This is a genomic window from Pseudomonas sp. LBUM1671 (assembly GCF_059695685.1).
Genome location: NZ_CP166782.1, coordinates 2034217 through 2060456, shown reverse-complemented (window position 1 = coordinate 2060456; position 26240 = coordinate 2034217). Strand labels below are relative to the sequence as shown.

At 60.3% G+C, this 26240-nt stretch carries 18 protein-coding genes and 1 other RNA gene; 7 read left to right on the top strand and 12 right to left on the bottom strand.

Going from position 1 to position 26240, the window contains the following annotated elements; genetic code table 11:
• The first annotated feature begins 137 nt into the window (after positions 1-137).
• The 3 genes from hemN to ACA060_RS09385 all read left to right on the top strand — a co-directional run bounded on the left by hemN (position 138) and on the right by ACA060_RS09385 (position 3012).
• A complete protein-coding gene (hemN, locus tag ACA060_RS09395; protein ID WP_497318204.1) occupies positions 138-1520 on the top strand; it encodes an oxygen-independent coproporphyrinogen III oxidase in 1383 nt (460 codons plus the stop codon).
• Between the two features lie 129 nt (positions 1521-1649).
• A complete protein-coding gene (fnr, locus tag ACA060_RS09390) occupies positions 1650-2384 on the top strand; it encodes a fumarate/nitrate reduction transcriptional regulator Fnr (RefSeq protein WP_497316792.1) in 735 nt (244 codons plus the stop codon).
• A gap of 79 nt (positions 2385-2463) precedes the next feature.
• Positions 2464-3012 carry an adenine phosphoribosyltransferase gene (locus tag ACA060_RS09385; RefSeq protein WP_497316790.1) on the top strand — a complete coding sequence of 183 codons (549 nt, stop codon included), beginning with the start codon at positions 2464-2466 and terminating at the stop codon, positions 3010-3012.
• A 133-nt stretch (positions 3013-3145) separates the two neighbouring features.
• Here ACA060_RS09385 and ACA060_RS09380 read toward each other — a convergent pair whose 3' ends face one another.
• The 5 genes from ACA060_RS09380 to dnaX form a co-directional block, all read right to left on the bottom strand.
• Positions 3146-4294, bottom strand: a complete 1149-nt coding sequence (locus ACA060_RS09380) for an acyl-CoA dehydrogenase family protein (RefSeq protein WP_497316788.1) — start codon at positions 4292-4294, stop codon at positions 3146-3148.
• A gap of 189 nt (positions 4295-4483) precedes the next feature.
• Positions 4484-5086: a recombination mediator RecR gene (gene recR, locus ACA060_RS09375; RefSeq protein ID WP_109628916.1), complete on the bottom strand. Its 603-nt coding sequence runs from the start codon at positions 5084-5086 to the stop codon at positions 4484-4486.
• A gap of 65 nt (positions 5087-5151) precedes the next feature.
• A complete protein-coding gene (gene curA / locus ACA060_RS09370) occupies positions 5152-6186 on the bottom strand; it encodes an NADPH-dependent curcumin/dihydrocurcumin reductase (protein WP_497316786.1) in 1035 nt (344 codons plus the stop codon).
• A 243-nt stretch (positions 6187-6429) separates the two neighbouring features.
• Entirely contained in the window at positions 6430-6768 is a 339-nt protein-coding gene (locus ACA060_RS09365) for a YbaB/EbfC family nucleoid-associated protein (RefSeq protein ID WP_109628912.1), read from the bottom strand.
• A 66-nt stretch (positions 6769-6834) separates the two neighbouring features.
• The gene (gene dnaX / locus ACA060_RS09360) at positions 6835-8916 is read right to left on the bottom strand and encodes a DNA polymerase III subunit gamma/tau (protein ID WP_497316785.1); all 2082 of its coding nucleotides are present in this window, start codon (positions 8914-8916) and stop codon (positions 6835-6837) included.
• Positions 8917-9061: 145 nt separating this feature from the next.
• Here dnaX and ACA060_RS09355 point away from each other — a divergent pair, with 145 nt between their 5' ends.
• Positions 9062-9811 (top strand): substrate-binding periplasmic protein, encoded by a 750-nt coding sequence (locus ACA060_RS09355; RefSeq protein ID WP_497316783.1) that lies wholly within the window; start codon positions 9062-9064, stop codon positions 9809-9811.
• Positions 9812-9952: 141 nt separating this feature from the next.
• On the opposite strand, the gene ACA060_RS09350 is transcribed toward ACA060_RS09355, so the two are convergent.
• A complete protein-coding gene (locus ACA060_RS09350) occupies positions 9953-11653 on the bottom strand; it encodes a putative bifunctional diguanylate cyclase/phosphodiesterase (RefSeq protein WP_497316781.1) in 1701 nt (566 codons plus the stop codon).
• A 303-nt stretch (positions 11654-11956) separates the two neighbouring features.
• On the opposite strand from ACA060_RS09350, the gene ACA060_RS09345 reads away from it, so the two are divergent.
• Complete coding sequence (locus tag ACA060_RS09345; protein WP_109628903.1) at positions 11957-12271, top strand: helix-turn-helix domain-containing protein; 315 nt, start codon at positions 11957-11959, stop codon at positions 12269-12271.
• A gap of 178 nt (positions 12272-12449) precedes the next feature.
• Here the strand turns inward: ACA060_RS09345 and ffs are convergent.
• From ffs to ACA060_RS09315, 6 genes are all read right to left on the bottom strand, one after another.
• Positions 12450-12546, bottom strand: an RNA gene (ffs, locus tag ACA060_RS09340) — signal recognition particle sRNA small type.
• A 298-nt stretch (positions 12547-12844) separates the two neighbouring features.
• Positions 12845-14011 (bottom strand): zinc-binding metallopeptidase family protein, encoded by a 1167-nt coding sequence (locus ACA060_RS09335; RefSeq protein ID WP_497316779.1) that lies wholly within the window; start codon positions 14009-14011, stop codon positions 12845-12847.
• 229 nt (positions 14012-14240) lie between these two features.
• The gene (gene ligA / locus ACA060_RS09330) at positions 14241-16598 is read right to left on the bottom strand and encodes an NAD-dependent DNA ligase LigA (RefSeq protein ID WP_497316777.1); all 2358 of its coding nucleotides are present in this window, start codon (positions 16596-16598) and stop codon (positions 14241-14243) included.
• 228 nt (positions 16599-16826) lie between these two features.
• Positions 16827-17681, bottom strand: a complete 855-nt coding sequence (gene zipA, locus ACA060_RS09325) for a cell division protein ZipA (RefSeq protein WP_109628880.1) — start codon at positions 17679-17681, stop codon at positions 16827-16829.
• A gap of 258 nt (positions 17682-17939) precedes the next feature.
• Positions 17940-21428, bottom strand: a complete 3489-nt coding sequence (gene smc, locus ACA060_RS09320; RefSeq protein ID WP_497316776.1) for a chromosome segregation protein SMC — start codon at positions 21426-21428, stop codon at positions 17940-17942.
• Between the two features lie 2 nt (positions 21429-21430).
• Positions 21431-22090, bottom strand: a complete 660-nt coding sequence (locus tag ACA060_RS09315; RefSeq protein WP_109628876.1) for a GntR family transcriptional regulator — start codon at positions 22088-22090, stop codon at positions 21431-21433.
• Between the two features lie 266 nt (positions 22091-22356).
• Here ACA060_RS09315 and xdhA point away from each other — a divergent pair, with 266 nt between their 5' ends.
• Both xdhA and xdhB read left to right on the top strand, forming a co-directional pair.
• The gene (gene xdhA, locus ACA060_RS09310; RefSeq protein WP_497316774.1) at positions 22357-23811 is read left to right on the top strand and encodes a xanthine dehydrogenase small subunit; all 1455 of its coding nucleotides are present in this window, start codon (positions 22357-22359) and stop codon (positions 23809-23811) included.
• Entirely contained in the window at positions 23804-26203 is a 2400-nt protein-coding gene (gene xdhB / locus ACA060_RS09305) for a xanthine dehydrogenase molybdopterin binding subunit (RefSeq protein ID WP_497316772.1), read from the top strand. The genes xdhA and xdhB overlap by 8 nt, the downstream gene beginning before the upstream one ends.
• The last annotated feature ends 37 nt before the right edge of the window (positions 26204-26240 follow it).

The following is a 26240-nucleotide window of genomic DNA, read 5'->3' as shown; positions in this document are numbered from 1 at the left end:
GTAGGAGCAAGGCTTGCCCGCGAAGAGTTCCTGATCAACAACACAAATCCTGACCGTTGATGCAAATCAAGATGCCCCGCCGCCCCACCCCATAGACTCGCTGACACTGCCAGCCTATCCGGGGGAATGCCCGCATGATGCTCGACGCCATTCGTTGGGACACTGATCTTATCCGCCGTTACGACCTGGCGGGGCCGCGCTACACCTCTTACCCCACCGCCGTGCAATTCGACGGACAGGTCGGCACCTTCGACCTGTTTCACGCCCTGCGCGACAGCCGCAAGGCACTGCGCCCGTTGTCGCTGTACGTGCACGTGCCGTTCTGCGCGAACATTTGCTACTACTGCGCCTGCAACAAAGTCATCACCAAGGACCGTGGCCGCGCCCTGCCCTATTTGCAGCGCCTTGAGCAGGAAATCCAGCTGATCGCCTGCCACCTCGACCCGGCTCAGAAAGTCGAGCAACTGCACTTCGGCGGCGGCACCCCGACTTTTCTCAGCCACGACGAACTGCGCCAGTTGATGGCTCATCTGCGCAAGCACTTCAACCTGCTGGACGACGATTCCGGCGACTACGGCATCGAGATCGACCCGCGTGAAGCCGATTGGTCGACCATGGGCCTGCTCCGCGAACTGGGCTTCAATCGGGTCAGCATTGGCCTGCAAGACCTCGACCCGGCGGTGCAACGGGCGGTCAATCGCCTGCAAAGCCTGGAAGAAACCCGCGCCGTGATCGACGCCGCCCGGACCCTGCAATTTCGTTCGATCAACATCGACCTGATCTACGGCTTGCCGAAGCAGACTCCAGACAACTTCGCCCGCACGGTCGACGAAGTCATCGCACTGCAACCGGATCGGCTTTCAGTGTTCAACTACGCGCACCTGCCGGAACGCTTCATGCCGCAGCGGCGGATCAACAGCAACGAGTTGCCGACGCCGGCGCAGAAGCTGGAAATGCTCCAGCGCACCATTGAACAACTGACCACTGCCGGTTACCGCTACATCGGCATGGACCACTTCGCCTTGCCCGACGATGAGCTGGCGATTGCCCAGGAAGAATCGACCCTGCAACGTAACTTTCAGGGCTACACCACTCACGGCCATTGCGATTTGATCGGGCTGGGGGTGTCGGCCATCAGTCAGATCGGCGACCTCTACTGCCAGAACAACAGCGATCTGAATCAGTATCAGAACACGCTGGCCTCCGCCCAACTGGCCACCAGCCGTGGTTTGCTGTGCAACGCCGATGACCGCGTGCGACGGGCGGTGATTCAACAGTTGATCTGCACGTTCAACCTGGAGTTCGCGGACATCGAACAGGCCTTCAACATCGATTTTCGCGGTTACTTCGGTGAACTGTGGCCTCAGCTACAGACCATGGCCGATGACGGTTTGATCAGCCTCGACAACGAGCGGATCAGCGTACTGCCCGCCGGTCGCTTGCTGGTGCGCTCGGTGTGCATGGTGTTCGATGCCTATTTGCAACAGCACAATCACCAGCGGTTTTCGCGAGTGATCTAGTCATCAGCTCACTTGCCGGTTAGCAAAATGCTGGCTTTACGACCCTGCGGCAAAATCGCCGCGTGCCTGAATGTCCTCCCGTGAGTTACCCTTACGGCTTATGTGTGTTTTCCCACAAGGATTGAAGAAATGTCCGAGCCAGTAAAACTGCGCGCTCAAAGCCAGGTCCATTGCAAGGATTGCAGCCTGGCCCCCCTCTGCTTGCCACTTTCTCTGAATCTGGAAGACATGGAAGCGTTGGACGAAATCGTCAAACGGGGTCGCCCGCTGAAAAAAGGCGAGTTCCTGTTCCGCCAGGGCGACACTTTCGATTCCGTTTATGCAGTACGCTCCGGCGCCCTCAAGACCTTCAGCCTGAGCGATGGCGGTGAAGAACAGCTCACCGGTTTCCACCTGCCAAGCGAACTGGTCGGGCTGTCGGGCATGGACACTGAGAAGCATCCGGTTTCGGCGCAAGCCCTGGAAACCACGTCGGTGTGCGAAATCCCTTTCGAACGCCTCGACGAACTGGCCCTGCAACTGCCGCAACTGCGCCGTCAGTTGATGCGAGTGATGAGCCGCGAGATTCGTGACGATCAACAAATGATGTTGCTGCTGTCGAAGAAAACCGCCGACGAGCGCATCGCTACATTCCTGGTCAACCTCTCGGCACGCTTTCGCGCGCGGGGTTTCTCGGCCAATCAGTTCCGCCTGAGCATGTCGCGCAACGAAATCGGCAATTACCTGGGCCTGGCGGTGGAAACCGTGTCCAGGGTGTTCACGCGCTTCCAGCAAAACGAACTGATCGCCGCCGAGGGCAAGGAAATCCACATCCTCGACCCGATCCAGCTCTGCGCCCTGGCCGGTGGTTCCCTCGAAGGCTGATTCTGGCGATTGCGGCTGAGCGAAACGGTTCAGCCGCCGTTATACTGCGACGTTTGCAGCCTGCCAGGATTCTTCGACCATGGCCTTTGACGCCTTCGACATCAAATCCCTCATCCGTCCCGTGATCGACTTCCCGAAGCCGGGCGTGATCTTTCGCGACATTACGCCGTTGTTCCAGTCGCCCACGGCCCTGCGCCTGGTGATGGACAGCTTCGCCCATCGTTATGTCGAGGCGGACTTCACGCACATCGGGGCGATGGATGCCCGTGGTTTCCTCATCGGCTCGATCCTGGCCTATCAGTTGAACAAGCCGTTGGTGCTGTTCCGCAAGCAAGGCAAACTGCCGGCCGACGTGTTATCCGAAGGTTATGCGACCGAATACGGTGAAGCCTTTCTCGAAGTACACGCCGACAGCTTGTGCGAAGGCGACTCGGTGGTGATGTTTGATGATTTGATCGCCACCGGCGGCACGCTGATCGCAGCGGCGAACCTGATCCGGCGCATGGGCGCACGGGTTCATGAAGCGGCGGCGATTATTGATCTGCCGGAGCTGGGTGGGTCGCAGCGGCTGGAAGAGATGGGGATTGCGACTTTTTGCCTGACGCAGTTTTCGTTGAGCGAGAAGTAAGCGGCGCCTGTACTGACGCCATCGCGGGCAAGCCCGCTCCCACAGTGACCTACGCCGTACACAAGATTTGTGTCTGACGATAATTCTGTGGGAGCGGGCTTGCCCGCGATGGTGTCAGCCGCTACACCGCCGATTAAAGCCCCATCTGCTTGCTGATAATCTCGTTCATCACTTCCCGCGTCCCGCCACCGATCGACAGTATCCGGTTATCCCGATACAACCGCTCCACCAGGCTTTCACGCATGTAACCCAAACCACCCAAAATCTGCACCGCATCCGTGGTAATCCGGTCAGCGGTGTCGGTCGCAAAATTCTTCGCCATGGAAATCTCCTTGATCACGCTCTGCCCCGCCGCCATTTTCGCCGCCTGACGGTAAGTGAACTCCCGTGACACCTCCAACGCCGTAGCCATTTCCGCGAGGCGGTGCTTGAGCACCTGGAATTTGCCGATGGGTTTGCCAAAGGCTTCACGCTGACGCGCCCATTTCAGGCTTTCCTCCAGCGCCAACTGCGCCGTCATGTTGGCCATCAACGCCAACGCCAGGCGTTCGCTCTGGAAGTTACCCATGATGCAGGCGAAGCCCATGTTCTCGGCGCCAATCAGATTTCCTACAGGCACCCGGCAATCGTCGAAGAACAATTCGGCGGTATCCGACGCCCACCAGCCCATTTTCTTCAACTGCCGCCCTACGGTGAAACCCGGTGTGCCCTTTTCTATCAGGAGCAGACTGATGCCGCCGAAACCCGGCTCGCCGGTACGCACCGCAACGGTATAGAAATCCGCGCGCACACCGCTGGTGATAAAGGTCTTGTTGCCGCTGACCCGGTAGAAATCACCGTCACGCACAGCACGGGTTTGCAGGTTGGCGACGTCGGAGCCGCCGCTGGGTTCGGTTACGGCCAGCGCGCTGATCTTCTCGCCGGCCAGCACTGGCGGCACGACGCGGTCACGGACTTCGGGACTGGCCCACTTGAGTATCGGCGGCAGGCCGATGTCCAGCGAACCGAGGCCGGCCACCAGACCGCCAGAGCCGCAACGCATCAGTTCTTCGCTGGCCGCGACCTTGGCGAACAGGTCGCCTTCGTGGCTGCCGCCCAAAGATTCGGGATAACCGATCCCCAGGATGCCCGCCGCACCGGCCTTGAGGTAGAGCTCGCGCGGAAAGCTTTCCGCTTCTTCCCACTGATCAACGTCCGGAAGGATCTCACGCTCGACAAAACGTCTGACGCTGTCGCGGACCAATTGGTGGCTGGGATCGAAGTATTCCTGAAAGGCAGGCATCGGCGAACTCCACTGAAGGTTCAGCGAAGTTAACCGAGCGCTTGCTTGGTTTTCAACAGGATTGTGTGAATCAGGTGGACCGAGGCGCGCCATTCGCGAGCAAGCCCGCTCCCACACTGGACTTTCGGCGTATGCGCCCCCCTGTGGGAGCGGGCTTGCTCGCGAAGGCGTCAACCCAAACAACACACATTACAAAGCGATCGGCTTACGCCCCGCAAACGAATGCGCCAACGTTCCGCCATCCACCAGCTCCAGCTCGCCACCCAACGGCACACCGTGGGCGATACGCGAAGCAACCAGGCCTTTATTGCTCAGCAACTGGGCAATGTAATGCGCCGTCGCCTCCCCTTCGACGGTCGGGTTGGTCGCCAGGATGACTTCGGTAAAGGTGCCCGCCTCTTCAATCCGCACCAACAGCTGCGGAATGCCAATGGCCTCGGGTCCCAGGCCGTCGAGCGGCGAGAGATGGCCCTTGAGCACAAAATAGCGACCCCGGAACCCGGTCTGCTCCACGGCGTAGACGTCCATCGGACCTTCCACCACGCAGAGCAAGGTGTCGTCACGGCGCGTATCGGCACATTGCGGGCAGAGATCATCTTCGGTCAGCGTGCGACATAACCGGCAATGGCCCACCCCTTCCATGGCCTGGCTGAGTGCCGACGCCAGTCGCGAACCACCGCTGCGATCACGCTCAAGCAGTTGCAGCGCCATGCGCTGGGCGGTTTTCTGACCGACACCCGGCAAAATTCGCAGGGCATCGATCAGTTGGCGAATCAAAGGGCTGAAGCTCATGGGGAAACGTCCGACAAATCAACGAGACGCGGTTTATACCCGCGCCTCTGTATAGCGTCAATTATTCAGTCCTGGGCGACCCGTACCACCAGTTTGCCGAAGTTGCGTCCTTCAAGCAGACCAATGAACGCCTCGGGGGCATTCTCAAGGCCATCGACCACGTCTTCGCGGAACTTGACCTTGCCGTCCCGGACCCACGGCGCCATGGCACTGACGAACTCTGGCTGACGATCACCGTAGTCGTCGAACACGATAAAGCCCTGGATGCGTACGCGCTTGGTCAGCAACGTACGCTGCAACTGCGGCAGGCGATCCGGGCCGGTCGGTGCTTCGTGGGCGTTATAGGACGCGATGAGGCCGCAGAGCGGAATCCGCGCCTTGGCATTGAGCAGCGGCACCACCGCGTCGAACACCTTGCCACCGACGTTCTCGTAGTAGATATCGATGCCCTCGGGGCACGCTTGTGCCAGTTCCTCGGCGAAGTTCGGGCTCTTGTGGTCGACGCAGGCATCGAATCCCAACGCCTCCATCACGTAGCGACATTTTTCCGCTCCGCCCGCCACGCCCACTACGCGCAGGCCTTTGATCTTCGCCACCTGGCCGACCACCGAACCCACCGCACCCGACGCCGCCGCGACCACCAGGGTTTCGCCAGCGTTGGGCTGGCCGATGTCCATCAGGCCCATGTACGCGGTCATGCCCGGCATGCCCAGCACACCCAAGGCCATGGACGGGCTCGGCAACCCGGACGGCACCGGAATGATGTTGCGGCCATCGCTGATGCTGTGGCTCTGCCAACCGGTGGCGCCCACCACCAGGTCGCCTTCGTGGAATTTCGGATTCAGCGAGCGCTCGACGCGGCTGACAGCGCCACCGGTCATCACCTCGCCGATTTCCACCGGTGCGGCGTAGGACGGCGCATCACTCATACGGCCGCGCATGTAGGGATCCAGCGACAGGTATTGCGTTTTGAGCAGGACCTGACCGTCAGCCAGGTCCGGCAGGGCCTCCCGTTCCAGGCGGAAATTCTCTGGCGTCGGTGCGCCTACGGGGCGGGACGCCAGGACGATACGTTGGTTGAGGGTCAATGCGTCTGGCATGTGAGCGTCTCCTGTGATCGATGAATTCGGCGGTATAGGGGAGAAGACCTTTGTGGTGGTGTGGCGTTCGATGTTTCTGCCTTTCATTGTGGCGAGGGAGCTTGCTCCCGCTGGACTGCGCAGCGGCCGGCCCCCTTCTTTTCAGCTAAAGAGCGGGGCCGCTTCGCGCCGCCAGGCAAAAACAAAAATGCCAGGCGCGATGCCTGGCATTTTTTTGTAGCTCATCCGACGCGCTTTGGCGAATCAGAACGGCAGTTTCATACCCGGTGGCAGTTGCATGCCAGCGGTCATGTTGCCCATTTTGTCCTGGCTGTTGGCTTCGATCTTGCGCACGGCGTCGTTGACGGCGGCGGCGAACACGGCCTCCAGCATCTCTTTGTCGTCTTCGCTCAGGCCTTCAACCAGGCTTGGGTCGATGGTCACGCGCTTGACGTCGTGACGACCGGTCATCACCACGGTGACCATATCGCCGCCGGCTTTACCGGTGACTTCGGCGTTGGCCAGTTCTTCCTGCATCTTGGCCATTTTTTCCTGCATCTGCTGTGCCTGCTTCATCAGGCCGGCCATGCCACCTTTCATCATGGGAATCACCTCAAAAGTACTTGGATTAAACAGCGCCCGGCCCTAAGGGCCTAGCGCCTTCAGTTATTAGCCCTGACTGACCAGGGCTTCGACAGGTTCAATAGTATCGTTGCGGACCACCGCACCGAACTGCTGCATCATTTGCTGGATGAACGGATCACCGTGGATCGACTCCTCGGCCTCGCGCTGACGGTTCGCACGACGACGGGACGCGGCCTGGGCCGGGGTTTCCTGCTCAGGCTTGATCAGCTCCATGGTCAGGGTCAGCGTACGCCCGTGAAACTGGTTCAACGCATCGTTGAGACGGCGTTGCTGGGTCGCGTTGAACAAGGCGCTGTGGGCCGGGTCCAGGTGCATCAGCCAATTGTCGCCATCGACGGCGATCAGGGTGCAGTTGGCGGCGATGCTGCCGGTCATGCCGGAGATCGGCAGTTTCGGGAACAGCTCCAGCCATTGCAGGGCCAGACCGGTGGCGGGCATGGCGGCCGGCTCAGGCTCGGCTTCCGGCGCGGGTTCGGCGGTGTGTTCACTGGCCAGTTCATCAAGGTAACTGTAGGCCGAATCCATGTCCGGCTCGATGTAGTCTTCGTCCAGCGGCGGCTCGTCATCCAGGTCCACGCCCGGGGTGGCGGCATCGACTTCGGCCACTGACGGCTCCGGGATCGGCGCAGCGGCCCACTCCGGCGCGTCCGGCACCACGCTGTCAGGCGTCGGCAACGGCATGGGCGGTAGATCGGGTTGTTCGCTGGCAGTTTCCAGGACCGGCTCGACGGCGGGTTGCTGGACGGGTTCGGGCTCAACCGGGTCATTCCACGGCAAGTCGACCACCGCTTCAACCGCGACAGGCTCGACCACGGGCTCGGTCACGACAACGGGCGCAACCGGCTCAGGCGCTGGAGCAGCAACCGCCGCCGCAACGGGTTCAGGCGCGGGCACAACGGGGGCAACTGCCACAGCGACTACCGGCGCCACAACCGGCGCGGCAGCCACTGAATTTGCGGAATCAACTGTGGCCTGGCTGATCCCCACTGGCTTTAGCGGTTGCCTCGGGGCGTCGGCCGTGTCCGCCGGTCGGAACGCGAGCATTCGCAGCAGGACCATCTCGAAGCCACCACGCGGGTCCGGCGCCAGCGGCAAATCGCGCCGACCGATCAGGCCCATCTGGTAATAAAACTGCACGTCTTCGGCCGGCAAGGCTTGAGCCAGGGCCAGCACCCGATCGCGGTCGCCGTGACCGTTGTCGACGCCTTCAGGCAAGGCCTGGGCGATGGCGACACGGTGCAGCACGTTGAGAATTTCCGAGAGCACGCCGTTCCAGTCCGGGCCTTGTTCGGCCAAGTGACGAACGGCTTCGAGCAAGGCTTTGGCGTCGCCTTCGATCAGCGAATGCAGAACGTCGTAGACCTGACCGTGATCAAGCGTGCCGAGCATGGCCCGCACGTCGGCGGCCATGACCTTGCCTTCACCGAAGGCGATGGCCTGGTCGGTCAGGCTCATGGCGTCACGCATCGAACCGTCGGCGGCGCGGCCCAGCAGCCACAATGCATCGTCTTCGAACGGCACGTTCTCGACGCCCAGCACGTGGGTCAAATGCTCAACCACACGTTCCGGGGTCATGTTCTTCAAGGAGAACTGCAGGCACCGCGACAGAATGGTTGCAGGAAGTTTCTGCGGGTCAGTCGTCGCCAGGATGAACTTGACGTAGGGCGGCGGCTCTTCAAGGGTTTTCAACAGCGCATTGAAGGAATGGCTGGAGAGCATGTGCACTTCGTCGATCAGGTAGACCTTGAAGCGCCCGCGGCTCGGCGCGTACTGCACGTTGTCGAGCAGTTCGCGGGTGTCCTCGACCTTGGTCCGGCTCGCGGCGTCGATCTCGATCAGGTCGACAAAGCGGCCCTCATCGATTTCACGGCACACCGAGCACTCGCCGCAAGGCGTCGAAGTGATACCTGTTTCACAGTTCAGGCATTTGGCGATGATGCGCGCGATGGTGGTCTTGCCGACCCCGCGCGTCCCGGTGAACAGGTAGGCGTGGTGCAGCCGCTGGCTGTCCAAGGCATTGATCAGAGCCTTGAGCACATGGGTCTGGCCGACCATTTCGCGGAACGAGCGCGGACGCCATTTACGTGCAAGAACCTGATAACTCATCGAAAACCGTCGCAACTAAGGAACAGAAGCGGCTAATGCTAGCGGAGCAAGGCCAAAATTGCATCCGGTGCGCTCGTCTAATCTGGCTAAGATGCACTTTGGGGGGGCTTTTATCGGCTCAGGTTTGCGACGTACCGGAGCGTTTATGCGTTTTGCCTTAGGGGCACTGCTGTGGATAAGCCTGAACGTCGCCGCCGCTGAAGCGCCGCTGCGTTTCGTGGTGCCCGACAGTTGGGCGATGCCGATGGTGCAACTGGAGCGCGGGCGTGTAACCCAGGGCATCCTGTATGACGTGATGCTCAGCCTTGCCACCCAGGTCGGCGTGCCGGCCGAATTTCACGTGCTGCCGCGGGCGCGGGTGCAAGGCGCCATGGAACACGGTGAGGTCGACGTGCGCTGCTATGCCGCGCAGTCCTGGCTGCCGAATCAGTCCGGCGACTACATCTGGAGCATTCCGCTCTGGTTTCAGCGCGACATGCTGATCAGCCGGCAAGATCCGCTGCCCTCGGTAGTGCCTGCAAACCTGTCGCGACAAGCCGTCGGCACCGTACTCGGCTACAGCTACCCAACGTTGCAACCGCTGTTCGATACCGACCGACTGCACCGTGAAGACGCGCGCAACCAGGAACAGGTGCTGGAAAAACTCCACGCCGGGCGCTATCGCTATGCCGTGAGCAATCAATGGACGCTGGACTGGTTCAATCAACGCCTGTTACCCGACAAGCAACTCAAAGGCGTGGCGGTGCTGCAGGAACAGAGTGTCGGTTGCTACATGCGCAACGACCCCAAGGTGCCGGTGCAACGTATATTGCGCACGTTGCTGCGGATGAAAATGTCGGGGGAGATTGATGACATTATCCGGCTTTATATAGGTTCGGAGCCTGGTGCGCCTTAGCGATCTTTCTAATCAACTCGGGCCCCTGTGAGAGCGGGCTTGCTCGCGAAAGCGGTGTGTCATTCAGCGTTGATGTCGACTGATACACCGCTTTCGCGAGCAAGCCCGCTCCCACATGAGTCCAGTGGTGATCTCAAGACTTCAGCCAACCTGATCCATCGCTTGCCATTGCGGCGGCGCGACAAACCCGGCGACCCACGCCGGCACTTCGGCGGGCGGCATTGGCCGGGCGATGAAATTGCCTTGAGCCACTTCACACCCCAGTCGCAACAGCAATTCCCCGTGCTCGATACTTTGCAGCCCTTCGGCAATCACCTGCCGGCCAAACGCCCGGGCCAGTCCGATCACTGCCGTAGTCAGCGCCAGGTCATCGCGATCATCCAGAATGTCGCGCACAAAGGATTTATCGATCTTGATGGTTTGGGTGCGCAAACGCTTGAGGTAGCTCAGCGATGAATAGCCGGTGCCGAAATCGCCCAGTGAAAACTGCACCCCGAGCGCCTGACAGGCCTGCAGACAGGCGCTGACGTGCTGGATATTTTCGATCGCCACCGACTCGACGATTTCCAGGTCGAGCATCTGCGGCGCAACTTCGGCATGCCGGGCGAGGACTTGCCGGAGCCGATCGACGAAATCCGCGCGCTGAAAATGCCGTGCCGCGATGTTAATGCTGATCGGCCAGCCCTGCCCCGCCTGCTGCCAGCGGTGCAACTGCGTCAGCACCTGATCCATCACCCATTCACCGATGTCGACGATCAGGTCCGTCTCTTCCACAAACGGCAAGAACTCCCGGGCCGGCACCATGCCGTTTTGCGGATGTTCCCAGCGCAACAGCGCCTCGAAACCGACCACTACACCAAGGCGCATGTTGACCTTGGGCTGGAAATGCAGACGCAACTCATCGGCGGCCAGCGCCTGGCGCACGCGCTCGACCGTCTGGTGAGTGGCCTTGACCTCCTGATCCCGGGACACATCGAACAGATGGAATCGGTTGCGCCCGCGCTGCTTGGCCACGTACATGGCCTGATCGGCGTGACGCAGCAAGGTTTCGGCATCTTCATGGTCGAGGGGAAACAGCGTGACGCCGATGCTGGCGAACACATTGATGTCTTTGCCGTGCAAGGTGTAAGGCGCCGAGATCGCCCCCAGCACCCGGTTCAGCGCCGCGCGCAATTCCGGCAGATCCCGCACGTAACGCAACACCAGCACGAACTCGTCACCGGCCAGCCGCGCCACCACATCTTCGCCGCGCACGATCTGGCGCAAGCGCTTGGCCACTTCCACCAACAATTGATCGCCACTGGCGTGCCCGTAACCGTCGTTGACCGCCTTGAACCCGTCAAGGTCGAGCATGCACACGGCGAGCGGAATGTTTTCCTGCCGGGAAAACTCCAGCGCCTGATCCAGAAGATCCGAGAGGAATGCGCGATTGGGCAGCCCGGTCAGCACGTCATGGCCGACCCGCCATTGCAGGGAATGCAACAACTGGCGTTTTTCGCTGATGTCGAAACGAATCGACAGGTATCGATCAACCCGTCCGGTGGCGTCATCGAGGACCGGCACCATGGTGCTTTCCACCCAGTACAGGCTGCCGTCCTTGGCGCGATTGCAGATATCGCCTTTCCAGACTTCGCCCAGCGCGATGGTGCGCCACATGCCGGCGAAGAACTCCGCGGTGTGCACGCCGGAATTGAGGAGACGATGATTCTGCCCGAGCAACTCGTCGCGGCTATAGCCGGACACCGCGCAGAACTGATCATTGACGTGGGTGATCCGGCCGCTCAGGTCGGTCTCGGAAAAAATGGCGGCGGCATCCACGGCCCTGCGGTACTTCTCATCCATGAATCAGGCTCGCTGTCGCTAGCGGTGGGACTGCGCAAACACGTTTTCACTCCATGGCCAGCATTTGATGAACTCGCAGAACCGAAGATCAGCTAGTCTCAAAAACCTCGTGCAAGGCTCGCAAAGGAGCGCAATGCTGGCGGTTTCGCATCGCCCATTTTCGGGAAACAGGTCACCAATCACCCCTTATTGGCGGCGATTCTACGAAACACATCACATTTTGCAAAGCAAGGTGATGGATCATGCAGTTGTCTAATGCAAAAATCTATCGTTAAGTTCTTGATTCTAAATGGGAATTAAGCGATGCAAATTTCAAGTTTGGGTCCAGCCATCCGACGCTACCGCAAGGTCGCGGGGCTTACTCAGGCTGAACTCGGCGAAAAAACCGGTTTTGACCCTAAAACCATCAGCCGCTTTGAAACCGGAACCTATACCCCCAGCGTTGAAGCCTTGTTCCTGCTTGCCGACGTGCTGGACGTCAAGCTGAAAGCCTTTTTCGCGGATTTAGGCGATGAAGAGGAACAGCGGGCATATCTGTTCGGTGTAATCCACAAAGCCACCCCGAAGGATCTGGGAAAGCTGATCGCAGCGGTTGACCAGGCCTTGTCCAAGCCTTAGTGGCGGAAATGAAAAAGGAGGCCGACGTGTCTGATACGACACGTCGGCCTCCTTTTTTACGTTCATTCTGTAAATCGGAAACGACAAAAAACCACCTGGAACAAACGCCATGGCAGCACAACAAAAGTCTTTTGGATAGATAACGCGAGAGAGAACTCGCGGTGCGTTATGGAGGCAACCCCACCAGCCACACCCCGGCACACAATGTTCCCGCTGTGGCTGCTTCCTTCCGGATCTGACCAGGTTCACGGGTAATCGTTGCGGGGGGACCGATGGGGTCACCATAACGACGCTCACCTGACGGCGAGCCGCGCCATTGTACCTATCTGAGACGAAGTTACAACCGTTCGGGGGGATTAAAAAATATGTGCTGCTTCAAGGACATGCAAAGTCTGCAGAACACCGCAGTCTTGTAGCAGCTGTCGAGCCTGCGAGGCTGCGTTCGGCTGCGAAGCAGTCGTAAAATCAGGCGACTTGGTTTTTCAGGTAAACCGCGCATACCGGATTTACGACTGCTGCGCAGCCGAACGCAGCCTCGCAAGCTCGACAGCTGCTACAAGCGGACGCGGGCGGCTACAGGTCTTGCAACACTTCATCCGCCCTGCCGCCCTCTTGCTGGATCACCAGATGGATGAAGTGCAGCTTGGCAATCACTGCCGGCGGCAGGACGAACGGGTAAAAATCGGGCTGGCCCATGCTGCGCGACAGTTCATTGAGCATGCCGGCCAGTTCGATCCATGCGTTGACGAACGACAGGAACGCCGCGCCGCCGGGATGCCGTGGATCGTAGAGCGTGCTGGACGGAAACGGCTGGTAGTCGAAGTCCATTTCCCGCGCGCTCATGCCGAACCCCAGCGCGGTGTCCACCGCGTCCATCATGTGCAGGTAATGCGCCCAGGTTTCCGCCCAGTCTTCCCACGGATGCATGGTGGCGTAGGCGCTGACGCACTGGTGCTGCCAGTCGAGCGGCGCGCCTTGCTGGTAATGGCGTTCGAGGGCGTCGGCGTAGCTGACACGCTCGTCGCCGAACAGCCCGCGAAATGGTTCCAGCCAGTGACCGTTGGCGATCAGCCGATCCCAGTAGTAATGACCGACCTCATGACGAAAATGCCCGAGCAGCGTGCGATAAGGCTCGTGCATTTGCACCCGGACCTTTTCACGGTGGGCATCGTCGGCTTCCTTGATATCAAGGGTGATCAGGCCGTTGGCGTGACCCGTGGTCGGCGGTTTGCCTTCAAGGTCGACACCGATGAAATCGAAGGCCAGACCGGTTTGCTCGTCGACGGTTTTGGGGATCACCTGCAACCCCAGGCTGATCAACTGCGCGACCAGGCGACGCTTGGCGGTTTCGACCTGGCGCCAGCGTTCGTGGTTTTCGGCAATCGACAGGTCAGGGATGGTGCGATTCAGGCTACAAGCGATGCACAGCGCATCGTGGTCATTGGCCGGCAGCAGCCAATTGCACGCGGCCGGGGAATCGAGGTTGGCGCAGCGTCGGAACAAACCGGCTTCGGGGTCGGCGTCGAGCAACCAGGTATCCGCTTGCAAGCCTGGTTGCAGCGAGGACAAGCGACTTTGCTCCGGCTGATAACCCAACGCTGCCGAACAGGCCAGGCACTGGCTGTTGCGAAAGAACAGCGACTGCCCGCAGCGGCAATGCCAGACCTTGCTGTTGCGCGAACTTTCACCCACGAAGGGCGCGGCGATGCGTGAGCTCAGCTGTTCGAAGAAGCGGTACATGACGATCTCTCCCTGGGGCTTGCCAAGACTAGATCATTCCCCAGCGAAGATCGTTCCCACGAGAACACACCTGCGTGCATTGCTTTTGTGGCGAGGGGATTTATCCCCCGTTGGGTTGCGAAGCAACCCCAGATCCGGCAACCGCATTATCACAGACAGATTGCGGGCAACGGCCTTGCGACGACTTCGTCGTCGAACGGGGATAAATTCCCTCACCACAAGTTCAGTGTTAGATCGAGATGTCGTGTTTTTTCAGGAAATCGACGAACGCTTCTTCATCGAGCACTTTCAGTCCCAATTCGTTAGCCTTGGTCAGCTTCGAACCGGCACCCGGCCCCGCCACCACGCAATGAGTCTTGGCCGACACCGAACCCGCCACTTTGGCTCCGAGGCTTTCGAGTTTGTCCTTGGCGATGTCGCGGCTCATCAATTCCAGCGAACCGGTCAACACCCAGGTCTGGCCGGCAAGCGGCAGGCCTTCGACGACTTTTTTCTCGCTCTGCCAGTGCATGCCGAAATCGGCCAGTTGCGCCTCAGCAGTAATCGAACGCTGGCGATTTTCTTCAATCGCGAAAAACTCGCGAACCGAATTCGCCTGCTTTTCCGGCAAGGCCTGGCGCATGTCCAACCAGTCAGCACTCATGACCGATTCCAGCGAACCAAACTTGTCCGCGAGCTTTTGCGCCCCGCCCGGCCCGACCGACGGAATGTGCAACTTGTCGAGGAACCCACCCAACGTGGTGCTGGCCGCAAACTCGGCCCCCAGCTCGCCCTGATCCTGAATCTGCATACCGTGCTTGAGCAGATCCGCAATCACCTGCCGGTTATGCGCATCTTCAAAGAAGCTGTGAATCTCGTGAGCCACTTCCAGGCCGACATCCGGCAAGTACGTGAGCACTTGCGGCAACGCCTGCTGAACCCGCTCCAGCGAGCCGAGAGACCGCGCCAGGACCTTGGCCGTCTCCTCGCCGACATCGGGAATCCCGAGGGCGTAGATAAACCGTGCCAGGCTCGGTGTCTTGCTGTCTTCGATCGCGGCGAGCAGCTTATTGCTCGACAGCTCGGCAAAGCCTTCCAGGTCGACAATGTCATCGAACTTCAAGGCATACAGATCGGCGGGAGAACTCACCAGACCTTCATCGACCAATTGTTCGACACTCTTGTCGCCCAAGCCTTCAATGTCCATCGCGCGGCGGGAGACGAAGTGAATGATCGCCTGCTTGAGTTGCGCACCGCAGGCCAGACGACCGACGCAGCGGTACACCGCGCCTTCGCTGACGGTCTCGCGCCCCTTGCTGCGCTTGACCAGTTGCGTGCGCTCGACATGCGAGCCGCAAACCGGGCACTGCTCCGGAATCTGTACCGGACGCGCATCGTCCGGGCGACGCTCCATGACCACTTGCACCACTTGCGGAATCACGTCGCCCGCGCGGCGGATGATCACGGTGTCGCCGATCATCAGACCCAGGCGTGCCACTTCGTCCATGTTGTGCAACGTCGCATTGGCCACGGTGACACCGGCGACCTTGACCGGTTTCAACCGTGCCACAGGCGTCACGGCGCCGGTGCGGCCGACCTGGAATTCCACGTCGAGCAGTTCGGTGAGCTCTTCCATGGCCGGGAATTTGTGGGCAATCGCCCAGCGCGGCTCGCGAGCGCGGAAACCCAGCTCACGCTGGGACGCAATGCTGTTGACCTTGAACACCACGCCGTCGATTTCATAGGCCAGGCCGTTACGGCGCTCACCGATGTCGCGGTAGTAATCCAGGCACTCATCGATGCCGTGCGCCAGTTTCAGTTCGCGACTGATCGGCATGCCCCACGCCTGGAGCTGCTTGAGATTGCCAATGTGCGTGTCGGCAATGTCCGCCGAAATCTGGCCGATGCCGTAGCAGCAGAATTCCAGCGGACGGTTGGCAGTGATCTTCGAATCCAGCTGGCGCAAGCTGCCGGCCGCCGCGTTGCGCGGGTTGGCAAAGGTCTTGCCGCCGACTTCCAGTTGCGTGGCGTTAAGGCGTTCGAAACCGGCCTTGGACATGAACACTTCGCCGCGCACTTCCAGGGTCGCCGGCCAGCCGGTGCCTTGCAGTTTCAGCGGGATATTGCGCACGGTACGCACGTTGACACTGATGTCTTCGCCGGTGGTGCCGTCGCCGCGTGTCGCGCCGCGCACCAACACGCCGTCCTGATACAGCAAGCTGACCGCCAGGCCATCGAGCTTCGGTTCGCAGCTGTATTCCACCGCCGCGCCGCCACCAAACAAGTCGCCGACCGGCAGGTCGAGGCCTTCAGTCACCCGGCGATCGAACTCGCGCATGTCGGTTTCTTCGAAGGCGTTGCCGAGGCTGAGCATCGGCACTTCGTGGCGCACCTGAGTGAACGCCGACAGCGCCGCGCTGCCGACGCGCTGGGTCGGCGAGTCGCTGGTGATCAGGTCGGGGTTGGCCGCTTCGAGGGCCTTGAGCTCGTGGAACAGCCGGTCGTATTCGACGTCCGGAATGCTCGGCTCGTCCAGCACGTGATAACGGTAGTTGTGCTGGTCCAGCTCAGCGCGCAGCTCTAGAATGCGGGTTTTGGCGGCGGTCATGGGTGGTCTCTCATAAAGCAAAAGAGCAGCCGAGGCTGCTCAATCTTCTAAACAATAGCGTAACGACGCATGTTCTGTGGCGAGGGAGCTTGCTCCCGCTCGGCGGCGAAGCCGTCGTAAAGCCAGCGATTGCGGTGTGTCTGAATGAAGGGGGCTGCTTCGTAGCCCAGCGGGAGCAAGCTCCCTCGCCACAAAAAGCTCTCCTGACATAGAGAGCTTCGTTTTGAATCAACGCTTCTGGGTCAGGGCGCGACGTTCGAACTCAACGATACGCTGACGGTAATGCTCAATCGTCTGGGCGGTCAGCACGCTGCGCTGGTCGTCTTTCAGTTCGCCGTTCAACTCCTGGGACAGTTTGCGCGCCGCGGCCACCATCACGTCGAAGGCTTGCTTCGGATGACGCGGGCCTGGCAGGCCGAGGAAGAAGCTCACCGCCGGGGTGCTGAAGTGGTCGATGTCGTCCAGATCGAAGATGCCCGGCTTGACCGCATTGGCCATGGAGAACAGGACTTCACCGTTGCCGGCCATGCTTTCGTGGCGGTGGAAAATATCCATCTCGCCGAAACGCAGGCCGCTTTCCAGAATGTTCTGCAACAGCGCCGGGCCCTTGAAGCCGGCTGCGTCACGGCAGATCACGCTGATCACCAGCACTTCTTCGGCTTGCGGTTGTTCCTTGTCGCTGACCGAAGGCGAGGACTTGGTATCATCCGGGAAATCGTCGTCACGGCTGCTGAAGCTCGGGCCGCCGTCCAGGTCCAGGCTGAGGTTCATGTCACCCTGGGAAGGTTCGCCGTGGCCACGCTTGCCGCGCTTGGAACCCGACTCACGCGGTTCACGTGCAGGCATGCTCACCGACGGCAGATCGTGCTCGTCCAGTTGTGGTTCTTTATGCGTGTCCAGCACGCGGGGCGGGCCCAACAGCTCGGCGCTGGTGTCCTCGTCCGGCAGATTGGACAAACTTCGGTCAAGACGGAATTTCAGTTTTCCCTTGCCGCCGCGCATGCGACGCCAGCCATCGAAAAGAATACCGGCAATGACAATAATGCCGATGACGATCAGCCACTCGCGCAGACCGATTTCCATGTAATCCCGTGCCTCTATAAAAAATGCTGAAAAATAAGGGGTTTACAACTCGTAAACCGCTTTAAAACGTGGCGCCAACTCTATGTTCTGACAGGCGTTTTGCCCACGTATACGAAAAATTGACATTAAACTAGCACGACCAAAGGCAACTTTACACCGTCTGTCACACCGGCTTGCGCGAATATGTCGATTGGCCAGCAAGTCAAGACAGGTAAAAAAGTCCTACAGACCCAAAATACTTGCCCTACAAGCGCCGACTCAGGCCTCCACCATCGCCATCGCCTCCTCGACATCCACTGCTACCAGACGCGAGCAACCCGGTTCGTGCATCGTCACACCCATCAATTGTTCAGCCATTTCCATGGCGATCTTGTTGTGGGTGATGTAGATGAACTGCACCGTCTGCGACATCTCTTTGACCAACCGTGCGTAGCGTCCAACGTTAGCGTCATCCAGGGGTGCATCCACTTCATCGAGCATGCAGAACGGCGCCGGATTCAACTTGAAGATCGCAAAAACCAGGGCCAATGCGGTCAGGGCTTTTTCGCCACCGGAGAGCAAATGGATGGTGCTGTTCTTCTTTCCTGGCGGCTGCGCCATGATCGTTACCCCTGTATCGAGTAGATCTTCGCCCGTCAGTTCCAAATACGCGCGCCCTCCACCGAAAACTTTTGGGAAAAGAGCCTGTAAACCGCCATTGATCTGATCAAAGGTATCCTTGAAGCGGTTGCGGGTTTCCTTGTCGATCTTGCGAATCACGTTCTCGAGGGTGTCCAGTGCTTCCACCAGATCGTCATTCTGCGCATCCAGATAACGTTTACGCTCGGATTGTTGCTGGTATTCGTCGATGGCGGCCAGGTTGATCGCACCGAGGCGCTGAATACGCGCGGCAATGCGTTCGAGTTCTTCTTCGGCGTCCTTCTCGCTGGCCTCGGCGGTCAGCGTGGCGAGCACGCCATGCAGGTCGTAGCCGTCTTCCAGCAACTGATCTTCCAGCGTTTTGCGGCGCACGGTCAGGGCTTGCCATTCCATGCGCTGGGTTTCCATCTGCCCGCGGATCAACTGCGATTGCTGCTCGGCCTGGTTGCGACGTTTTTCCGCATCGCGCAATTCGCGGTCGGCGTCTTCCATAGCGATCTGCGCGGTCTTGAGTTCTTCGTCGACGGTCATGCGCTTGTCGAGCAACTCTTCGAGCTTGAGGCGCAACTCCTCCAGCGGCGCTTCGCCCTCCTCCAGATTGAGACTCAGTTGTTCGCGCTTCTCGGTCAGGCGTTCGGACTGCATCTCCAGCCGTTCCAGCGCCTGACGCGTCGAGTCATGTTGCGCCTTGAGCGAGCCGAGGCGTACCGCCAGTTGATGAGCGTGATCCTTATGCTGCCGGGCTTCCTGGCGCACCCGATCAAGTCGCTCGCGCAGGCTGTCGCGTTGGGCCAGCAGCAACTCACGCTGCTCGGTGTCCAGCGCCATGGCGTCGAGGGCTTCCTGCAATTGCAGACGCGCTTCGCCGATGTTTTCGTGCTCAAGCGCCCGTTGCTCGGCCAGCTCGGTGAGTTCTTCATCGAGGCGCGTACGACGCAACGTCAGTTGCTCAACCTTGGCTTTGCCGGCAGACAACTGGGCTTTCAATTCGCCTTGCTGACGCGCTTCGTCTTGCAGCAAACGACGCAAATGTTCGCGACCGTTTTCCTGCTGACGCTGCTGCGCCCTGAGGTTTTGCAGCTGGGTTTCCAGGGTTTCGACCGTGGCTTCGCGCTCTTCACGCTCGATGCTCAGACGCTGGATTTCCTGACCACGAGCGAGCACGCCGCTCTCCGCTTCGCTGGCCCGCCGCACACGTAGAAAGTGCCGCCCGACCCAAAAGCCGTCGCGACTGATCAGGCTCTGGCCGGCAGTCAATTGACTGCGCAAAGCCAACGCCTGTTCAAGGTTCTCAACCGGTTTGACCTGCCCCAGCCACGGCGACAGATCGATCTGCGCTTCAACCTTGTCGAGCAGGCTGCCCGGCACGCGCACGCCATCGCTGGCCGGGCTGAGCAAACGCAAATCGCCCTGGGCAAACCCGGCCAGATCGAAATCGCCGAAGTCATCCACCAGCACCGCTTGCAGGTCGGCGCCGAGCACTGTTTCCACCGCCAGCTCCCAACCCGCTTCAACTTTCAAACCTTCGGCCAGACGCGGACGGTCCGCCAAATGCTGTTCGCGCAGCCATTCGGCGGTGCCGGTGCCCGGATCGAGCGCGGCTTGCTGCAACGCTTCGAGGGACGCGAGACGACCGTTAAGGCGCTGTAAATCGCCTTGGGCCTGCTGCTGATTTTGCAAAGCCAACTGCAATTCCTGACGCAGTTGCTCAAGGCGCTCGACCTGGGCTTCTTCGCTGGCCTGCAAATCTTCAAGCGTCGCTTCGCTCGCGGCCAGTTGCTCGCTGAGTTCCATGATCGCGGCATCTTCCGGGTCCGCCGAGAGCAACGCGCGCTCTTCGCCAAGGCGCTTCTGGCGATCGGCCAGACGCTCCATGCTGGTTTCGAGTTGCTGAATGCGAGACTGCTGAACTTCGGATTGGCGGCGCGGCTCGGCGGCAGTCAGGTTGAACGTGTCCCACTGCTCCTGCCAGGCGTGCATGGTGGTCTCGGATTCTTCCAGCGCGGCGGCGGCTTCTTCGGCGGCGGCGCTGGTGACTTCCTGCTCCGGCGTGAGCATGTCCAGCTCTTCGCCGAGGGTCAGCAGCAAGGTGCGGTCGTGGCCCAGGTGCGATTCGGTTTCCAGGCGCGCGCGCTCGGCTTCTTTCAGATCATCCTGCAATTGCCGCAAGCGCTGCTGACCGTGCTGGATGCTCTGCTCGACCCGGGCGATGTCGCCGCCGACCGAATAGAAGCGTCCCTGCACCAGATTGAAGCGCTCTGACAGGTCATGGTGCCCGTCACGGAAGCGCTCGATAGCCGCATCGGCATTGCGCTGCTCGGCGACCAAGGCTTCGAAAGTGACTTCCTGATTGCCGATGATCGCTTCGCGCTGCCCGACCTGTTCGTTCAACGCCTGCCAGCGCAGGGCCGACAGCTGGGCCTTGAGCTGACGCTCCTCGCCTTTGTATTCCTGATACTTCTTGGCGGCCTCGGCCTGGCGGTGCAAACGCTCAAGCTGACGCTCGAGCTCTTCGCGCAGGTCAGTCAGGCGGGCCAGGTTTTCATGGGTGCGGCGGATACGGTTTTCGGTCTCGCGCCGACGTTCCTTGTACTTGGAGATGCCCGCCGCTTCTTCGATGAAGTTGCGCAGATCTTCGGGCTTGGACTCGATCAGCTTGGAGATCATCCCCTGCTCGATGATCGAATAGCTGCGCGGGCCCAGGCCGGTGCCGAGGAAAATGTCGGTGATGTCACGACGGCGGCATTTGGTGCCGTTGAGGTAGTAAGTGGTCTGGCTGTCGCGGGTCACTTTGCGGCGAATGGAAATTTCCGCATAGGCGGCATATTCACCGAGCAAGGTGCCGTCGGAGTTATCGAACACCAGCTCGATACTCGCCTGGCTCACCGGCTTACGGCTGGTCGAACCATTGAAGATGACGTCGGTCATCGACTCGCCACGGAGGTTCTTCGCCGAACTTTCGCCCATCACCCAACGAACGGCGTCGATGATGTTCGACTTGCCGCAGCCATTGGGCCCGACCACTGCCGCCATATTGCTCGGGAAGTTCACCGTGGTCGGGTCGACGAAGGATTTGAACCCTGCCAGTTTTATGCACTTGAGCCGCACGCTTAAGCGTCCGTCAGGGCAGAAACCACCAGATCGCTGCTGCGCTGGGCATAGGCCGTCAGCACTTCGCGGATCTGCGGAAAGTCACGAGCCAGCACGGCCGCGAGCAAGCGTTCGAACAGTTCGAGGAACTCGCTCATCGACGCCTTGCGCTGGTCCAGGGCGAGGAAATACGCGCGGCTCATGGCCGGCTGCAGGTTCTCGACGGTTTCCTGCAAGTACGGGTTGTTGGCGAACGGGTACGCGGCGCGCATCACGTTGAAGCTGTCGTCGACGAAAGTGCGGATGTCCTGACGTTCGTAGCTGGCGGCCAGGCGCTGCTGGATCTGCACGAACGGCGCCATGTCGGCCTGGACCTGCCAGCCTTTGGCCACGGCATTGCCTAGCAGAATATAGAGCTCGCTCATCAGCGTGCACAGGCTCTGCACCTTATGGGCGGTGAGCTCGGTGACGTGGGCACCGCGTCGCGGCAGGATCGCGATCAGGTGGCGGCGCTCGAGGATCAGCAAGGCCTCACGGACCGAACCGCGGCTGACATTGAGGGCCAGCGTGACCTTCTGTTCCTGGATGCGCTCTCCCGGCTTCATTTCGCCGCGAATGATGCGTTCGGCGAGGTGATGGGCGATTTGCTCGGCGAGGCTGTCCGGCGCCTTGAACGTCATGTGTGTCCTTCAAATTCTTCGATCTGCACAAGCGGCGCAGTGTAGCGCACATGAAGGGTCATGGCGGAGTGCCCACTCAGCGGTTTTTGGCACGAATCAAGCAAAAAGCAGGCTAACCCGCGAGGGTCAATAATGAAGGAACGAGTCGTTGATCGACAAAATGCTGTTTCCTGACCTTTAAGTCAGAAAATCATTGACCGCAAAGTCAGACCTGATAAATTCGGTCCAAGTCGGTTAACAACAATAATGAGTCTGCGAGGCCTTCCGTGATCCAGTTTTTACTTAACCAGGAACTCCGTAGCGAGCACGCCCTGGACCCAAACCTGACCGTGCTCAATTATCTGCGCGACCATGTGGGCAAACCCGGCACCAAAGAAGGCTGCGCCAGCGGTGACTGCGGCGCCTGCACCGTGGTGGTCGGCGAGCTGCAAACGGATGACGATGGCTGCGAACACATTCGCTATCGCAGCCTCAACTCGTGCCTGACGTTCGTGTCGTCATTGCACGGCAAACAACTGATCAGCGTCGAAGACCTCAAGCACCAGGGCGAACTGCACAGCGTGCAGAAAGCCATGGTCGAGTGCCACGGCTCGCAATGCGGCTTCTGCACCCCGGGCTTCGTGATGTCGCTGTTCGCGCTGCAAAAGAACAGCGATCAACCCGACGCCCATAAAGCCCACGAAGCGCTGGCCGGCAATCTCTGCCGCTGCACTGGCTATCGGCCGATTCTGGCAGCCGCCGAACAATCCTGCTGCGACAAGCAAACGGATCAGTTCGACGCTCGCGAAGCCGACACCATCGCCCGCCTGAAAGCCATCGCTCCCACCGACATCGGCGAACTCAACAGTGGCGACAAACGCTGCCTGGTGCCGCTGACCGTGGCCGATCTGGCCGATCTGTACGATGCTTATCCACAGGCCCGCCTACTGGCCGGCGGTACGGATCTGGCATTGGAAGTCACTCAGTTTCATCGCGCGTTGCCGGTGATGATCTACGTCGGCAACGTTGCTGAAATGAAGCGCATCGAACGTTTCGACGATCGCCTCGAAATCGGCGCCGCGACTGCCCTCTCCGACTGCTACGAAGCCTTGAAGGCCGAATACCCGGACTTCGGCGAATTGCTGCAACGCTTCGCTTCATTGCAGATTCGCAATCAGGGCACCCTCGGCGGCAATATCGGCAACGCCTCGCCAATCGGTGACTCGCCTCCGCTGCTGATCGCGTTGGGTGCACAGATCGTTTTGTGCAAGGGCGAAACCCGCCGGACGATGGCGCTGGAAGATTACTTCATCGATTACCGGGTCACCGCGCGCCAGGAAAGCGAGTTCATCGAAAAGATCATCGTGCCGCGTGCCAGCGCCGAACAATTGTTCCGCGCCTACAAAGTTTCCAAGCGCCTGGACGATGACATCTCCGCCGTCTGCGCCGCGTTCAACCTGCGCATCGAAAACGGCGTGATCGCCGACGCCCGTTTGGCGTTCGGTGGCATGGCCGCGATTCCGAAACGCGCCAACAACTGCGAAACCGTGCTGCTCGGCTCACCGTTCAACCACGCCACCGTCGAACGCGCTTGCGCCGCATTGGCCGAAGATTTCACGCCGCTCTCGGACTTCCGCGCCAGCAAGGAATATCGCCTGCTCAGCGCGCAAAACCTGCTGCGCAAATACTTCATCGAACTGCAAACGCCGCACATCGAGACTCGGGTGACCGCTTATGTCTAACCATCACGCCGTAGAGAAGACCCAGGCCGAACTGGCTGAACTGTTCGCCAAGGACCTGACCACCGGTGTCGGCCGCAGCGTCAAGCATGACAGCGCCGCCAAGCATGTGTCCGGTGAGGCGCAGTACATCGACGACCGGCTGGAGTTTCCCAATCAGTTGCACCTTTACGCACGCCTGTCGGACCGTGCCCACGCGAAAATCATCAGCATCGATACCCAGCCCTGCTACGCCTTCGAAGGCGTGCGCATCGTCATTACCCACGAAGACGTGCCGGGACTGAAAGACATCGGTCCGTTGCTACCGGGTGATCCGCTGCTGGCGATTGATGACGTGCAATTCGTCGGTCAACCGGTGCTCGCCGTTGCCGCAAAGGACCTGGAAACCGCCCGCAAAGCCGCGATGGCCGCGATCATCGAATACGAAGATCTCGAGCCGGTGCTGGACGTGGTCGAAGCGTTGCGCAAACGCCATTTCGTGCTCGACAGCCACACCCATCAGCGCGGCGATTCGGCCGGCGCCTTGGCGACCGCTGAACATCGTATTCAAGGCACGCTGCACATCGGTGGCCAGGAACACTTCTACCTCGAAACCCAGATCTCTTCGGTGATGCCGACTGAAGACGGCGGGATGATCGTTTACTGCTCGACGCAGAACCCCACCGAAGTGCAGAAGCTTGTCGCTGAAGTGCTCGACGTGTCGATGAACAAAATCGTCGTCGACATGCGCCGCATGGGCGGTGGTTTTGGTGGCAAGGAAACCCAGGCCGCGAGCCCGGCATGCCTGTGCGCAGTGGTCGCGCACCTCACCGGCCAGCCGACCAAGATGCGCCTGCCGCGCGTCGAAGACATGTTGATGACCGGCAAGCGTCACCCCTTCTACGTCGAGTATGACGTCGGCTTCGACAGCACCGGCCGCCTGCACGGTATCGCCCTGGAACTGGCCGGCAACTGCGGCTGCTCGCCGGACCTCTCGGCCTCGATTGTCGACCGCGCAATGTTTCACGCCGACAACTCGTACTACCTGGGCGATGCGACCATCAATGGTCATCGCTGCAAGACCAACACCGCGTCTAACACCGCTTACCGTGGCTTCGGCGGTCCGCAAGGCATGGTCGCCATCGAAGAAGTGATGGACGCGATCGCCCGTCATCTGGGCCTCGATCCGCTGGCGGTGCGCAAGGCCAACTACTACGGCAAGACCGAGCGCAACGTCACCCATTACTACCAGACCGTCGAGCACAACATGCTCGAGGAAATGACCGCCGAACTGGAAGAAAGCAGCCAGTACGCCGAGCGCCGCGAAGCGATCCGTCGTTACAACGCGAACAGCCCGATCCTGAAAAAAGGCCTGGCGCTGACCCCGGTGAAATTCGGTATTTCCTTCACCGCCAGCTTCCTCAACCAGGCCGGTGCGCTCGTCCATGTGTACACCGACGGCAGCATCCACCTGAACCATGGCGGCACGGAAATGGGTCAAGGGTTGAACACCAAAGTTGCGCAGGTGGTGGCCGAAGTATTCCAGGTGGAAATGGACCGCGTGCAGATCACCGCCACCAATACCGACAAGGTGCCGAACACCTCGCCGACCGCTGCTTCCAGTGGTGCCGATTTGAACGGCAAAGCGGCGCAGAACGCGGCTGAGATCATCAAGAAACGCCTCGTGGAATTCGCCGCGCGCCAGTACAAGGTCAGCGAAGAAGATGTGGAATTCCACAACGGCCATGTGCGGGTTCGCGATCACATCCTGACGTTCGAAGCGCTGATCCAGCAGGCGTATTTCGCCCAGGTGTCGCTGTCGAGCACCGGCTTCTACAAGACCCCGAAAATTTTCTACGACCGCAGCCAGGCGCGTGGTCGGCCGTTCTACTACTACGCCTTCGGTGCCGCCTGTTGCGAGGTGATCATCGACACCCTGACCGGCGAGTACAAAATGCTGCGTACCGACATCCTCCACGACGTCGGCGACTCGCTGAACCCGGCCATCGACATCGGCCAGGTCGAGGGTGGCTTCATCCAGGGCATGGGCTGGCTGACCATGGAAGAACTGGTGTGGAACAACAAAGGCAAACTGATGACCAACGGTCCGGCCAGCTACAAGATCCCCGCCGTGGCCGACATGCCGCTGGACCTGCGGGTGAAGCTGGTGGAAAACCGCAAGAACCCGGAGGACACGGTGTTCCATTCCAAGGCCGTGGGTGAGCCGCCGTTCATGCTCGGCATCGCGTCGTGGTGCGCGATCAAGGATGCGGTGGCGAGCCTCGGTGACTACATGCATCAACCGAAGATCGATGCCCCGGCGACCCCGGAGCGGGTGTTGTGGGGGTGTGAGCAGATGCGGCAGTTGAAGGCGGCCAAAGCCGTTGAGGCTGAGCCGGAGTTGGCTTCGCTCTGATACCGAGGCGCGGCCAATCGCTAGCAGGCTAGCTCCC

Excerpts from the sequence above, each read along its gene's own strand:
- hemN (WP_497318204.1), top strand. The coding sequence starts at position 138 with ATGCTCGACGCCATTCGTTGGGACACTGATCTTATCCGCCGTTACGAC.
- fnr (WP_497316792.1), top strand. The coding sequence starts at position 1,650 with ATGTCCGAGCCAGTAAAACTGCGCGCTCAAAGCCAGGTCCATTGCAAG.
- ACA060_RS09385 (WP_497316790.1), top strand. The coding sequence starts at position 2,464 with ATGGCCTTTGACGCCTTCGACATCAAATCCCTCATCCGTCCCGTGATC.
- ACA060_RS09380 (WP_497316788.1), bottom strand. The coding sequence starts at position 4,294 with ATGCCTGCCTTTCAGGAATACTTCGATCCCAGCCACCAATTGGTCCGC.
- recR (WP_109628916.1), bottom strand. The coding sequence starts at position 5,086 with ATGAGCTTCAGCCCTTTGATTCGCCAACTGATCGATGCCCTGCGAATT.
- curA (WP_497316786.1), bottom strand. The coding sequence starts at position 6,186 with ATGCCAGACGCATTGACCCTCAACCAACGTATCGTCCTGGCGTCCCGC.
- ACA060_RS09365 (WP_109628912.1), bottom strand. The coding sequence starts at position 6,768 with ATGATGAAAGGTGGCATGGCCGGCCTGATGAAGCAGGCACAGCAGATG.
- dnaX (WP_497316785.1), bottom strand. The coding sequence starts at position 8,916 with ATGAGTTATCAGGTTCTTGCACGTAAATGGCGTCCGCGCTCGTTCCGC.
- ACA060_RS09355 (WP_497316783.1), top strand. The coding sequence starts at position 9,062 with ATGCGTTTTGCCTTAGGGGCACTGCTGTGGATAAGCCTGAACGTCGCC.
- ACA060_RS09350 (WP_497316781.1), bottom strand. The coding sequence starts at position 11,653 with ATGGATGAGAAGTACCGCAGGGCCGTGGATGCCGCCGCCATTTTTTCC.
- ACA060_RS09345 (WP_109628903.1), top strand. The coding sequence starts at position 11,957 with ATGCAAATTTCAAGTTTGGGTCCAGCCATCCGACGCTACCGCAAGGTC.
- ACA060_RS09335 (WP_497316779.1), bottom strand. The coding sequence starts at position 14,011 with ATGTACCGCTTCTTCGAACAGCTGAGCTCACGCATCGCCGCGCCCTTC.
- ligA (WP_497316777.1), bottom strand. The coding sequence starts at position 16,598 with ATGACCGCCGCCAAAACCCGCATTCTAGAGCTGCGCGCTGAGCTGGAC.
- zipA (WP_109628880.1), bottom strand. The coding sequence starts at position 17,681 with ATGGAAATCGGTCTGCGCGAGTGGCTGATCGTCATCGGCATTATTGTC.
- ACA060_RS09315 (WP_109628876.1), bottom strand. The coding sequence starts at position 22,090 with ATGACGTTCAAGGCGCCGGACAGCCTCGCCGAGCAAATCGCCCATCAC.
- xdhB (WP_497316772.1), top strand. The coding sequence starts at position 23,804 with ATGTCTAACCATCACGCCGTAGAGAAGACCCAGGCCGAACTGGCTGAA.